Raw genomic sequence first — 12,793 nt, forward strand, 5'->3', positions numbered from 1 at the left:
GCGGTCCGAGCGCGCGGGTACTGCCGCAGGGCAGGCTACCCGGGAGGTGGTTAAAGCGACTTCAGCGTTCCCTTGGGCAGAACCAGCGTAACCGCCTGCTTCTGGACCTGGATTTCGACCGTGTCGGCGATTTCGAGAGCGAGGAAATTGTCGCTGACCCGTGTCACGCGGCCGGCAATGCCGCCGCCGGTGACCACTTCATCGCCTTTGGCAAGACCTTCGACGAGCGCCTTGTGTTCCTTGGCGCGCTTCATTTGCGGTCGAACCATCAGAAAGTAGAGCACCACGAACATCAGAATGATCGGCAGCAATTGCATGAGGCCGCCTGTCGGGTCGGTGGCGGCAGCGGCTTGTTGGGCGTGGGCGGTGCTGATCAGCACATCAGTCTCCTAAAGCAGAATGTTTGAATTGAACCCGAGATTGTACCATCCCGTCAGTTCGACCGAGCGCGTGCGCTGTGGAAGCTTTCCACCGCTCTGACCAGTGCGCCAGCGGCAATCGCAGTGCGCAGGTCGCGCATCAGTTCCTGATAGTAGTGCAGGTTATGCAGCGTCGCGAGTTGAGCGGCGAGAATCTCGCCGACGCGGTTGAGGTGGTGGAGATAGGCGCGCGAAAAGTTTCGGCAGGTGTAGCATGCGCAACTCGCGTCAAGCGGGCCTGGATCGTGCTTGTACCTGGCGTTGCGAATCCGGACATCGCCGTGGCGAGTGAATAGATGGCCATTGCGCGCATTGCGTGTTGGCAACACGCAGTCGAACATGTCGATTCCAGCTTGCACGGCGGCCACCAGATCTTCGGGTGTGCCCACCCCCATCAGATAGCGCGGTTTGTGCTGCGGCAGGCGTGGCGCGGTGTGCGCGAGGATGCGCGCCATGTCGGTTTTCGGCTCGCCGACCGACAGTCCGCCGATGGCGAAGCCGTCGAAGCCGATGTCGACCAGCGCGGCCAGCGATTCGTCGCGGAGATCTTCGTACATGCCGCCCTGGACAATCCCGAACAGCGCGTTGGTGTTCTCCAGGTGGTCGTGCTGCGTCCGCGAGCGGCGCGCCCAGCGCTGCGACAGGCGCATCGATGTGGCCGCTTCGGCGTGGGTGGCCGGGTAGGGCGTGCATTCGTCAAGGATCATCACGATGTCGGAGTTGAGCACCTTCTGGATGTGCATCGATTCCTCGGGAGTCAGGAACAGGCGGTCGCCATTGATCGGCGACTGGAATCTGACGCCCTCCTCGGTGATCTTGCGCAGCGCGCCCAGCGAAAACACCTGGAAGCCACCGGAATCGGTAAGTATGGGGCCGTGCCAGTTCATGAAACGGTGCAGGCCGGCATGTGCGTTGATGACTTCCAGACCCGGCCGCAGCCAGAGGTGGAAAGTGTTGCCCAGGCAGATCTGCGCGCCGGTCTCGATGAGATCGCGCGGTGTCATCGCCTTGACCGTTCCGTAAGTCCCGACCGGCATGAAGGCGGGTGTTTCGACCATGCCATGAGCGAGGGTGATGCGCCCTCGCCGGGCCGCGCCATCGCTGGCCAGCAGTTCAAATTGCATTTGCGCAGGAATACTCAGGGTAGAAGACGACGAGCACCCCTGCCAAAGCAGCGGTGCTCGTCGTGGAGTACTGCCGGCGTTGCGCCTTCTCGACACCCGGGCGTGCTGCTGGCCCGGGCTGGATGGAAAACGAAGCCGGCTGGAAGTAGACGCTCGACCGATCAGTCGTTATCGATTGCCGCTTGGGCAGCCGCCAGACGGGCCAGCGGCACCCGGAATGGCGAGCAACTCACGTAGTCGAGACCGGTGCGATGGAAGAACTCGACCGAAGCCGGGTCACCTCCGTGCTCACCGCAGACGCCCAGCTTGATCCCGGGACGTGCAGCACGACCTTTTTCGACGGCCATCTTGACCAGCAGGCCAACACCCTTCTGGTCGATCGACTGGAACGGATCCTGCTCGTACATGCCATCCTTGAGGTAGCTGGGCAGGAACTTGCCGGCATCGTCGCGCGAAAAACCCATGGTCATCTGGGTCAGGTCGTTGGTGCCAAACGAGAAGAACTCGGCTTGTGCGCCAATGCTGTCGGCGATCAGCGCAGCGCGTGGTGTCTCGATCATGGTGCCAAGCAGGAAGTCCAGATTCTCGCCACGCTCGGCGAAGACCGCCTTGGCCGTCTGGCGGATAATCTTGGCCTGGGCGTTGAATTCACGGACGGTCCCGACCAGCGGAATCATGATCTCGGCCTTGACGTCGTAACCCTTGGCCTTCATGTTGAGGCCCGCCTCAAGTATCGCGCGGGTCTGCATTTCGGTGATTTCCGGGTAGGTAATGCCGAGGCGGCAGCCGCGGTGGCCCATCATCGGGTTGAACTCGTGCAGATCATCGACCCGCATCCTGATCACCCCCAGCGGCACGTTCATTTCGTGAGCCATGATGCGCTGGTTTTCTTCGTCGTGGGGAACGAATTCGTGCAGTGGCGGGTCGAGCAGGCGGATGGTCACCGCCAGACCGCTCATCTCGCGGAACAGACCTTCGAAGTCGCCCCGCTGCATGGGCAGCAGCTTGGCGAGTGCGCGCCGACGCCCGGCTTCGTCGTCGGCGAGAATCATTTCGCGGACCGCCTTGATGCGATCACCTTCGAAGAACATGTGTTCGGTACGACACAGGCCGATCCCCTTGGCGCCGAAGTTGCGTGCGGCCTTGGCGTCTTCGGGGGTGTCGGCGTTGGCGCGCACACCAAGCCGCTTGTAGCGGTCGGCGAGTTCCATCAGCGTGCCAAAGTCACCGGTGAGTTCAGCTTCCTTGGTCGGTACCTGGCCCAGGTAGACTTCCCCGGTCGATCCGTCGAGCGACAGCCAATCGCCTTCCTTATAGGTTTCGCTGCCAATCGACATCGTGCGCGCGTGGTAGTCGACATGCACCGCACCGGCTCCGGAGACGCAGCATTTGCCCATGCCGCGCGCGACCACGGCCGCGTGCGAGGTCATGCCACCGCGAGCGGTGAGAATGCCCTTGGCGACGCTCATGCCGCGCAGGTCTTCGGGCGAGGTTTCCTGCCGCACGAGGATCACGGTCTTGCCTTTTCTGACCCACTCCTCGGCTTCGTCGGCGAAGAAGACGATCTGTCCGGTCGCCGCGCCGGGAGACGCCGGCAGGCCATGCGCGATCGAGCGTGCCTTTTTGATTGCCGCCGGATCGAAGACCGGGTGCAGAAGCTCGTTCAGGCGCTCGGGGTTGACACGCCGCAGAGCTTCCTTTTCATCAATGATGCCCTGGCGCAGCATTTCCATTGCAATACGCACCATTGCCGAGCCGGTGCGTTTGCCGTTGCGGGTCTGCAGCATCCACAGGCGACCTTCCTGGATGGTGAACTCGACGTCCTGCATGTCGGCGTAGTGCTTCTCCAGCTTTGTTTCGGCCTGCAGGAGTTGCTGGTAGATGTCGGGCATCAGTTCTTCGAGGGAAGGGAACTTGCTGCGGCGCTCCTCTTCGTTGACCAGCGCAAGTTGCGCCCAGCGCCGCGAACCTTCGAGGGTAACCTGCTGTGGCGTACGGATGCCGGCCACGACATCTTCACCCTGGGCGTTGATCAGGAACTCGCCGTTGAACAGGTCTTCGCCGGTACTGGCGTCACGAGTGAAGGCAACACCGGTGCCGCTGTTGTCTCCGAGATTGCCGAAGACCATGGCCTGCACGTTTACCGCCGTGCCCCACGAATCCGGAATGTCGTTCAACTCGCGGTAAACCTTGGCCCGGTCGTTGTTCCAGCTCTGAAAAACCGCCATCACCGCACCCCAGAGCTGTTCCCAGGGATCTGTCGGAAACTCACGGCCGACGCGGGCACGAATCAGGCCCTTGAAACGCAGCACCAGTTCCTTCAGGTCTTCGGTGTCGAGGTCGGTATCGAGCTGAACCCCCTTCTTCTCCTTGACCATGTCAATGACCACTTCGAAGGGATCATGGTCCTCCTTGGACACCGGTTTGAGACCCATGACCACATCGCCGTACATCTGCACAAAACGGCGGTACGAGTCCCAGGCAAAACGTTCGTTCTTGGCCTTGCGAGCGAGGCCAAGAACCGCTTCGTCATTGAGCCCGAGATTCAGAATGGTGTCCATCATTCCCGGCATCGACGCGCGCGAGCCTGAGCGCACCGACAGCAACAGCGGATCGGACGCGTCGCCGAACTTCTTCCCCATTTCCTGTTCAACAAATGCGACGCCCTGCCGGACGTCCGCTTCGATCAACTTGAACACGGCGTCCTTGCCCTGCTCGCTGTAAACGGTGCAGGCTTCGGTGCTGATCGTGAAGCCGGATGGCACCGCAATTCCCAGGCGGCACATCTCGGCAAGGTTGGCACCCTTGCCTCCCAGCAAATTCTTCATCTTGGCATCGCCGTCAGTTCGGGTGGCACCAAATACGTAGACGTTCTTTGTTTCAGTTGGCATACATACCTCGCGGGTGAGGAAACAAGGAAAGGACACTTCGAACGGCACGCTCGAAGTGCCCCCAGAGTCGGTGACCCGGGATCTGCATCGGGCCACGGTGTTCAAGTACGCTCCTGTCCGTCAAACGGGTCAGGAGCGGCAAGACTGGTGCGGTACTGCGGTCAGATTTCTTCGGCCTCCATCTTGATCGCACCACACGGGCATTCGGCAACGCACATCCCACAGCCCTTGCAGTAATCGTAGTTGAACTCGAAGCGTTTGCCGGGGCCAAGCTTGATCACTGCGTTGTCAGGGCAGACACCGTAGCAGTTGTCGCATTCGAAACAGTTGCCGCAGGAAAGGCAGCGTCGGGCCTCAAAGAGCGCTGTCCCCTCGTCGAGACCGCCCTGGACTTCGTCGAAGGTCGATTGGCGACGGATGATGTCCAGCATGGGACGTACCGTTTTCGGCGCATCGGTGTAGTACCAGGTGTTCAGGTTGGCGAACGCTGCGACTTCGTGTTTTGGCGGTGGGACATATTGCTCGCCGCGCAGCCAGGCATCGATGTGCTTGGCTGCGGCCTTGCCGTGACCGATGCCGACCGTGACGTTGCGTTCGGCCGGGACCATGTCTCCACCCGCGAAGATACCCGGATGGCCAGTCATCATGTTGGCACCGACCTGCACCACGCCATCGCTCACCTGCAGTCCCGGAACGCCGTCGAGCAGGCCCAGATCAACGTCCTGCCCGAGCGCCAGCACCAGCGAGTCGGCTTCGATGGTTTCGAATTCACCCGTCGGCTGTGGAAAGCCTTTGCTGTCGAGGGCCATCTTTTCGATGGTCAGTGAGGACTCGTCGGCCTGCTTGATGGTCGATAGCCACTTGACCATGATTCCTTCCTGCAGCGCTTCCTCGACCTCGAAGTCGTGTGCCGGCATTTTTTCGCGGGTGCGGCGATAAACAATCAGCGGCTCGGCGCCCATGCGTTTGGCGGTGCGTGCCACGTCGATGGCGGTATTGCCGCCACCATAAACGACAACCCGACGCCCGAGCATGGGCTTATCTTCACCTTCCATGCTGCGCAGCAAGGAAATGGCGTCGATGATCTTTGCGGCGTCGCCCGCCGGGATCATCGCTCGCTTGCCGATGTGTGCCCCCACAGCCAGGAACGCGGCGTCGAAGGCGCCGGCCTGCATGGTGTCCAGGATGTTCGCGACCTTGCTGTTCAGATTGACCGTGACGCCGAGGTCCACCACGCGCTGCATTTCCGCTTCGAGTACGTCACGCGGCAGTCGGTACTTGGGAATGCCAAAGCGCATCATGCCGCCTAGCAGCGGGCCGGCCTCATGCACCGTGACGCGGTGACCGAGTCGACGCAGGTGGTAAGCGGCCGACATGCCCGAGGGGCCCGCGCCGACGACCAAAACGTGTTTCCCGGTTTCGACGGCAGGTGCCGTCAGCTTCCAGCCACGCTTGAGTGCCTCGTCGCCGAGAAAGTGCTCGACCGAATTGATGCCGACCGGCGCATCAAGTTGGCCGCGGTTGCAGGCGCTCTCGCAAGTGTGGTAACAGACCCGTCCCATGATCGCCGGGAAAGGGTTGTCTTTCGTCAGGTGTCGCCAGGCGCTTTCGTAGTCACCGGATTCGGCGTGGAACAGCCAGCCCTGGATGTCCTCGCCGGCGGGGCATTGCTTGTTGCAGGGCGGCAGGCGGTCAAGATAGACCGGCCGTGAGGTGCGCCAGGAGCCCGTGTGGTTGGCCAGTGACGAGCCAGGGTCGAGGGTAATAGCAAAGGGTTTGTCCATCAGTTCGCCTCCTGGTCGAGCAGTCCGTACTTGCGAATGTTCTTGTCCGCCGCCGCTTGCAGGCGGGCGATCGTTTCCACTGCCGGTGTCTTGCCAAACAGGTGGGCATAGCGTTTCTGCAGTCGCAGATACTCCTCGACTGGCTGCTGGCGGCGGATCTTCAGGACGCCGGTGACTTCGCCGTGTTCGGCCTCGAAGACCGGAAAAATGCCGGTTTCCTTGGCCAGGCGCGCCAGCCGGATGGTGTCCTGCGACGCCGAGCCCCAGCCCAGGGGGCAGGGCACCAGAATATGGATGTAACGTGCGCCGCGCATGCCCATGGCCTTGGTGACCTTGTATTCGAGGTCGTGCAAGCCGGCGACGGTGGCCGTCGCGACGTACGGAATCTCGTGCGCCATGGCGATCGCCGGAACGAACTTGCCCTGACCGAAAGCATTGCCCGGCTCCGGGCCGACCGGCATGGTGGTCGCCGTGCGCGCTGCCGGGGGGGTGGCCGAACTGCGTTGCACACCGGTATTCATGTAACCGCCGTTGTCGTAGCAGATATACAGCACGTCGTCGTTACGTTCGAACATTCCCGACAGGCAGCCGAAGCCGATGTCGGTGGTACCACCGTCGCCGCCCTGGGCCACGACGCGGACGTCACCCATCTCGCCCTTTTGTCTTTTCACCTTGATCGCCGCGGCGATGCCGGTGGCGACTGCAGCGGTGTTGCCGAACAGCGAGTGGATCCAGGGGATCTGCCAGGAAGTCTCGGGGTAGGGCGTCGAGAAGACCTCCAGGCAACCGGTGGCATTGGCCGCGATCAGGCGGCCACGCGCGGCCTTCATCGCCGCGTCGATGGCGAAACGCGCGCCAAGTGCTTCGCCACAGCCCTGGCAGGCGCGGTGCCCGGAATTGAGTGAATTGGTACGCTCGATATCGGACTGCACGCTGAGGTCTTCTTCGGCGAGCAGGCGGTTGCCAATGGTGAAGGTGCCGGTCTGGTAAAAATGCAGGGGTTGGAAGCTCATCGTCGATGTCCTCAGCCAATACGGGCGGCTATGACGCCCACGTCGCGCAGCATGCTTTCGGCTGCCGGGCCCGAGCGGCGCGTGGTGCGCTCGCGTTCGAGCTGCTTGTTGACCACGTTCCAGTCGAGATCGAGGAAGGTGAGGTGACCCAGTTCACCGCGCGCGGCCTGGGCAAACAGGGCGCGCAGCGATTTTCTGGTAATCGCTCGCCCCCCGAGCCCGGCCACGACGGTATGCCCGTGCAGTTGCAGACCGGACATGGCCATGCGCACATCGGTGGACAGGATGCCCCCGATGCCGACGGCAAGGCTCTTTTCGAGGACCACCACGCGCTGCGCGTTCTGCAGGGCGGCGCGGACGCTGTCGATCGGGAATGGCCGGTAAGAGGTGATGCCCAGCACCCCGATTTTGTCGCCGGCAGCACGCATCTCGTCGACGGTGTCCTTGATGGTGCCCAGCACCGAGCCCATGGCCACGACGACGGTTTCGGCATCGTCGGTCAGGTACGAATGTGTCAGGCCGCCGGAGTCGCGACCAAACACTTCCTTGAATTGCTCAGCCAGTTGCGGGATACGTTCGAGCGCCTGCATCTGCTTGGCGTGCGCGAGGTAGCGAACCTCCGAGAAGGCCTCCGGTCCGACCATTGCGCCGATCGATACCGGCTGAGTCGGGTCCAGCACCTGGCGAGGTTCGTACGGAGGCAGGAAGGCGTCGACCTGCTCCTGAGTGGGGACGTCCACACGTTCGTACGCGTGCGTCAGAATGAAGCCGTCCATGCACACCATTACCGGCAGGCTCACTTCCTCAGCCAGCTTGAAGGCCTGGATGTGCAGATCGAGGGCTTCCTGATTGGTTTCGGCGAACAGCTGTATCCAGCCGCAGTCGCGCTGCGACAGTGAGTCCGAGTGATCGTTCCAGATGTTGATCGGTGCGCCGATGGCGCGATTGGCGACGGTCATGACGATCGGCAGGCCAAGACCGGAAGCGTTGAACACCGCTTCAACCATGAACAGCAAACCCTGTGAAGCGGTGGCGGTGTACGTCCGGGCGCCGGTTGCCGAAGAGCCGATGGCAACGCTCATCGCGGCAAATTCGGATTCAACGTTGATGAACTCACAGTTTGCGACTTCGCCGGCCTTGACCATTTCGCCGAGTCCTTCGACGATATGGGTCTGTGGCGAGATGGGGTAGGCGCAGATGACCTCTGGCCGGCAAAGGGCGACGGCTTCGGCAACGGCGTGTGAACCTTCAGTCTGCTTAAGCATGGACTACCTCCTCTTGACGCGCGTTGGCGATCTCGTCGAGGACGAACTGGTAAGCCGCGGTGGCTGCGGCGATGTTGCTGTTGGCGATCTTCTCCGGGAACTTGGTCCGGATGGCGTTGATCACCGACTCCAGCCGAATGACACCCGAGGCGGCGGCAAAGCCGGCCAGCAAGGGAACATTCGGCATCGGACGACCGACGTGCTGGCGACTGAGATCGGTGGCAGGGACCGTACACAACCTTTCCTTTGGCCAGTCACGGACGAAATCGCCCAGCCCCAACTCGTCGAAACTGCGCGTCGTGTTGATCAGGATGTAACCGCCTTTCTTCAGGCCGGAGAAGACATCGACCTGGTACAGCAGGGTCGGATCCTGGATGATCAGTGCATCGGGTTCCATGATCGGTTCGCGCAGCCGGATTTCCTTGTCGGCGATACGGCAGAACGCGACGACCGGGGCTCCAGTACGCTCGGAACCGAAACTCGGGAAGGCCTGGGCATGGCGGCCTTCCTCAAACGCAGCAATCGACAACATCTCGGCAGCCGTAACCACGCCTTGGCCGCCGCGACCGTGTATTCGGACTTGGAACATGTTTCCTCCATTGTTTTCAATTTTCTCTTGACGCCCGCTCAGGATAACTTACTTCTAACGAATTGAAAACAAGCAACCAACTCATGGCTGCAGCGCGAGGCTCGGAGCAGGTCTTCTCCGGGGACGCAAGGAAACGCCTCCGCTTGCCGTTGCGGTTCGGTGATCAGGCAGAAACAGGGGTGTGCACTTGCCGGTGCGCTGCGGCGCAGCATTCACCGGCAAGGTGCGACCTCGGCGCGTGCCAGCGGTGTCGCCGCTGCTCTCGCCGAGTCGAAAGGTAGCCGCTACGCCCGGCGCGGGATCAGCACCGTATAGTCGAAGTCGAGCAGCACGCTCGCGTCGTAACGACCGTCAGGGCTCTTGTAGGGGAAGTCGGCACAGGGGTGGTCCTTGGTGGCTACGGTACGTAGCCGCAGGGCTCCGAGATCGTGACGCCCGGGAATGATCAACTGCGCGATCACTTCCGACCAGGCGTATACCGTATCACCGGCGAATGCCGGGGAGACATGTCGGCCACCATTGATCGCCGCGAGGCTGAAGGCGTTGGCCAGGCCATTGAATGACAGCGCGCGCGCCAGACTGATGATGTAGCCGCCATAGATGATGCGACGCCCGAAGCGCCCCGCCTGCTCGGCCTGCTGGTTGAAGTGCACACGCGCGGTGTTCTGGTAAAGTCGGGTGGCCATCATGTGTTCACTTTCCTCGATGGTCATGCCGTCCACATGATCTATGCGCTCGCCGACCCGGTAGTCGTCCCACAACTCGGAACTGCCGGCCAGCGCGCAGTCGTACTGTTCGATCCTGATCCCGGTCGGCACAATCAAGTCGGCGGCTGCGACGGCGCTGGGCAGATCGGGCACACTCGCGGCAGGTGCCGGCGATTGGGGATTGCGTTTGCGAACCATCACCCAGCGGCAATAGTCGAGTGCGATCTGCCCACGCTGGTTGACGCCACACGAGCGCACATAGACGATGCCGGTCTTGCCGTCGCTGTTTTCCTTGAGGCCGATCACCGTCGAATCGGCGGTGAGCGTATCTCCTGGATAGATCGGATGACCAAAGCGGCCGGCCGCGTAACCGAGGTTGGCGATGGCGTTGAGCGAAATATCCGGCACCGTGCGGCCAAAGACCATGTTGAACGCCAGCAGATCGTCCACCGGCGCCCGCGGGAAACCCAGGCTGTGCGCGAAGGTGTCGGCCGAATTGGTGGCAAAGCGCGAACCGGTGAGCGCGGTGTATAGCGCCACGTCCCCTTCGGTAATCGTTCTCGGTGTTGCGTGGGCGATCTTCTGCCCGACCCAGAAGTCTTCAAAGAAGTTGCCCAGCCTGGTCTTTTCGCTCACTGGCGTCTCTCCGTGTAGTCTTGAGTAAAGGGTCTAGAGGCCATAGGCTGCGGCCAGTTCCGGGTCGCGCCTGGCAACCAGGCGGGCCAGATCGACGATGACGCGGGCCTGTTTCCAGGTCGCATCGTCCTGCATCTTGCCGTCGATCGTCGCCACGCCGCTGCCATCGGGCATTGCTTCCAGGATACGCTTGGCAAACAGCACTTCCTTGACGTCGGGACTGAAAACACGCTTGGCAATGGCGATCTGGTTCGGTGCCAGCGACCATGCGCCGGAGCAGCCCATCAGGAAGGCGTTGCGGAACTGCGCTTCGCAGGCGGCTTCGTCCTTGAGGTCGCCAAACGGGCCATAGAACGAGCGCAGACCATGCGCGACCGCGGCATCGACCATGCGCGCGACGGTGTAATGCCAGAGGTCCTGTTGAAAGAACGCGCGCTGATCCTTGCCTTCCTCGGGGTCGGCGAGAACGCCATAGCCGGGGTGGCCACCACCGACACGGGTCGTCTTCATGCCTCTTGACGCGGCCAGATCGGCCGGGCCAAGGCTCAGACCATGCATGCGCGGGCTGGCACCGCAGATCGCCTCGACGTTGGTCACTCCCTGCGCCGTTTCGAGCAGCGCATGCAGCAGAATCGGCTTCCTGATCGCGTATTTCGCTTCGAGCAGGGCGACATACTGATCGACGAAATGAATGTCCCATGGCCCTTCGACCTTGGGAATCATGATCACATCGAGCTTGTTGCCGACGTGTCTGATGATCTCGTTGAGGTCGTCGAGGACCCAGGGACTGTTCAGGGCGTTGATCCGCACCCACATGGCGGTGTCGCCGAAGTCATGGCTGGCGAGCAGGTCGATGAAACCGGCGCGCGCCGCATCCTTGGCCTCGATCGGGATCGCATCCTCGAGGTTACCGCACATCACGTCGCATTGCCTGGCGGTTTCGGGCGCCTTGGCGCGGATCTTGTCGATGTGCGGCGGAAAGAAGTGGATCATTCGTTCCGGCCGCACCGGCAGTTCACGCAGGGGTTGAGGCGCACCGATGGCGAGTGGCTTGTAGAAATGAACGGGTAGCTTCATGGTTTGTTCCCTGCAGAGGTGGGTGGATACACCGCAGAGTGCTTGCTCTCTGCGGCGGCTTTGATACTCAGGCGGGCCCGGCGACGACGCCCTGATCGTGCAGGCGGCCGACTTCGGCTGCGCTCAAGCCGAGGATGTCGAGCAGAATCTGGTCGGTATGCTCGCCGAGGGCGGGCGCCGGCATTGCCGGCAGGCGCGGTGAACGACCGAATTCGAGCGGCGTGGCCGGCATCAGGTAGGACCCGATGCCCGGCTGTTCGGTCAGAGTGAACAGCGGATTGTCGACCGAGCAGTCCGGGTCGCAGGCCAGGGCTTCACGCACGCTGCGGTAGGGGCCCCAGGTGACCCGGTGGGCATTGAGGATCTCTGCCGCTTCGGCGAGCGTGCGCGCGTGGAACCACGGCTCCATCAGCGCGGCAATCTGCTGGCGGGCACGGAAGCGATTACCTTCGTCTTCCAGGTCGAGGCCAAGCCGTGTGCCCAACGCCGCGATCGCTTCCTGCAGACCCGTGGCCCTGGTGAGACACTGCCACTGCATGTCGGTCAGACCGACGACCATCAAGTGCTTGCCGTCGAGGGTTTCGAAGTCGCGGCCAAACGCGCCGTAGAGGTAGTTGCCCTGGCGTGGCCGGTCGGTGTCATTGACCATGACCTCGGCGAGCATGCCGAAATTGCCGAGCATCGCCAGTGCCACGTCCTTGAGCGCCAGCCGTACCAGCTGTCCTTCTCCGGTGAGTCGCCGATGCCGTTCGGCGGCCAGCATGCCAACGGCAATCATCTGGCCGCTGATGAAGTCCCAGGCTGGAAAGACGTGGTTCACCACGTCCGGAGAGTTGGTCGGCCCGGTCATGAACGGCAGGCCGATTTGCGGGTTGACGGTGTAGTCCACCTCCGAGCCGCCGTCGCGGCGACCTGTCAGGTTGATCATGATCAGATCCTGGCGATGCGCTTGCAGTTTTTCATAGCTCAGCCAGCCCCTGGCCGGGAAGTTGGTGCTGAACAGGCCGGCGTTTTCGCCCGGTGCGCAGATCAACTGCGTCAGCAACTCCTGCCCGCGCGGCTTGCGGAAGTCGACGGCGATCGAGCGCTTGCCCTTGTTCAGACCGGCCCAGAACAGGCTGTGCTGGCCGTCGCGGGTCAGTGGCCAGCGGCGATAGTCGAGGCCGCCGCCGATCGGGTCGAAACGGATGACCTCCGCTCCGAGTTGGGCCAGAGTCATCCCGCCCAGTGGCGCCGCGACGAAAGCCGATCCCTCGACGACTCGCAACCCCTTGAGAATACCGTCCAT

Annotated in this window: 10 protein-coding genes; all 10 read right to left on the reverse strand. The window is 62.4% G+C overall.

Annotation, left to right across the window (positions count from 1 at the left end):
* Positions 1 to 50 precede the first annotated feature (50 nt).
* The 10 genes from yajC to AC15MQ_RS02845 all read right to left on the reverse strand — a co-directional run bounded on the left by yajC (position 51) and on the right by AC15MQ_RS02845 (position 12,793).
* The gene (yajC, locus tag AC15MQ_RS02800; protein WP_287654366.1) at positions 51 to 380 is read right to left on the reverse strand and encodes a preprotein translocase subunit YajC; all 330 of its coding nucleotides are present in this window, start codon (positions 378 to 380) and stop codon (positions 51 to 53) included.
* A 53-nt stretch (positions 381 to 433) separates the two neighbouring features.
* Positions 434 to 1,543 carry a tRNA guanosine(34) transglycosylase Tgt gene (gene tgt / locus AC15MQ_RS02805; protein WP_287665355.1) on the reverse strand — a complete coding sequence of 370 codons (1,110 nt, stop codon included), beginning with the start codon at positions 1,541 to 1,543 and terminating at the stop codon, positions 434 to 436.
* Between the two features lie 161 nt (positions 1,544 to 1,704).
* Positions 1,705 to 4,434: a pyruvate, phosphate dikinase gene (gene ppdK, locus AC15MQ_RS02810; RefSeq protein ID WP_287654368.1), complete on the reverse strand. Its 2,730-nt coding sequence runs from the start codon at positions 4,432 to 4,434 to the stop codon at positions 1,705 to 1,707.
* A 161-nt stretch (positions 4,435 to 4,595) separates the two neighbouring features.
* Positions 4,596 to 6,218 carry an NAD(P)-binding protein gene (locus AC15MQ_RS02815; protein WP_483079263.1) on the reverse strand — a complete coding sequence of 541 codons (1,623 nt, stop codon included), beginning with the start codon at positions 6,216 to 6,218 and terminating at the stop codon, positions 4,596 to 4,598.
* Positions 6,218 to 7,231 (reverse strand): thiamine pyrophosphate-dependent enzyme, encoded by a 1,014-nt coding sequence (locus tag AC15MQ_RS02820; protein WP_287654370.1) that lies wholly within the window; start codon positions 7,229 to 7,231, stop codon positions 6,218 to 6,220. Before AC15MQ_RS02820 ends, AC15MQ_RS02815 begins: the two co-directional genes overlap by 1 nt.
* Before the next feature lie 11 nt (positions 7,232 to 7,242).
* On the reverse strand, positions 7,243 to 8,496 hold the full coding sequence (gene porA, locus AC15MQ_RS02825) for a pyruvate ferredoxin oxidoreductase (protein WP_287665364.1): 1,254 nt from the start codon (positions 8,494 to 8,496) through the stop codon (positions 7,243 to 7,245).
* On the reverse strand, positions 8,489 to 9,085 hold the full coding sequence (locus AC15MQ_RS02830; RefSeq protein WP_287654374.1) for a 2-oxoacid:acceptor oxidoreductase family protein: 597 nt from the start codon (positions 9,083 to 9,085) through the stop codon (positions 8,489 to 8,491). Before AC15MQ_RS02830 ends, porA begins: the two co-directional genes overlap by 8 nt.
* 284 nt (positions 9,086 to 9,369) lie before the next feature.
* Positions 9,370 to 10,428 (reverse strand): MaoC family dehydratase, encoded by a 1,059-nt coding sequence (locus AC15MQ_RS02835; RefSeq protein WP_287654375.1) that lies wholly within the window; start codon positions 10,426 to 10,428, stop codon positions 9,370 to 9,372.
* Between the two features lie 33 nt (positions 10,429 to 10,461).
* Positions 10,462 to 11,505, reverse strand: coding sequence for an HpcH/HpaI aldolase/citrate lyase family protein (locus AC15MQ_RS02840; protein ID WP_483079264.1), 1,044 nt, complete (start codon positions 11,503 to 11,505; stop codon positions 10,462 to 10,464).
* A 67-nt stretch (positions 11,506 to 11,572) separates the two neighbouring features.
* The gene (locus AC15MQ_RS02845) at positions 11,573 to 12,793 is read right to left on the reverse strand and encodes a 2-methylfumaryl-CoA isomerase (protein ID WP_483079666.1); all 1,221 of its coding nucleotides are present in this window, start codon (positions 12,791 to 12,793) and stop codon (positions 11,573 to 11,575) included.

The sequence above is a fragment of the Candidatus Accumulibacter propinquus genome, from assembly GCF_056856495.1.

Excerpts from the sequence above, each read along its gene's own strand:
- ppdK (WP_287654368.1), bottom strand. The coding sequence starts at position 4,434 with ATGCCAACTGAAACAAAGAACGTCTACGTATTTGGTGCCACCCGAACT.
- tgt (WP_287665355.1), bottom strand. The coding sequence starts at position 1,543 with ATGCAATTTGAACTGCTGGCCAGCGATGGCGCGGCCCGGCGAGGGCGC.
- AC15MQ_RS02815 (WP_483079263.1), bottom strand. The coding sequence starts at position 6,218 with ATGGACAAACCCTTTGCTATTACCCTCGACCCTGGCTCGTCACTGGCC.
- AC15MQ_RS02845 (WP_483079666.1), bottom strand. The coding sequence starts at position 12,793 with ATGGACGGTATTCTCAAGGGGTTGCGAGTCGTCGAGGGATCGGCTTTC.
- porA (WP_287665364.1), bottom strand. The coding sequence starts at position 8,496 with ATGCTTAAGCAGACTGAAGGTTCACACGCCGTTGCCGAAGCCGTCGCC.
- AC15MQ_RS02820 (WP_287654370.1), bottom strand. The coding sequence starts at position 7,231 with ATGAGCTTCCAACCCCTGCATTTTTACCAGACCGGCACCTTCACCATT.
- AC15MQ_RS02840 (WP_483079264.1), bottom strand. The coding sequence starts at position 11,505 with ATGAAGCTACCCGTTCATTTCTACAAGCCACTCGCCATCGGTGCGCCT.
- AC15MQ_RS02830 (WP_287654374.1), bottom strand. The coding sequence starts at position 9,085 with ATGTTCCAAGTCCGAATACACGGTCGCGGCGGCCAAGGCGTGGTTACG.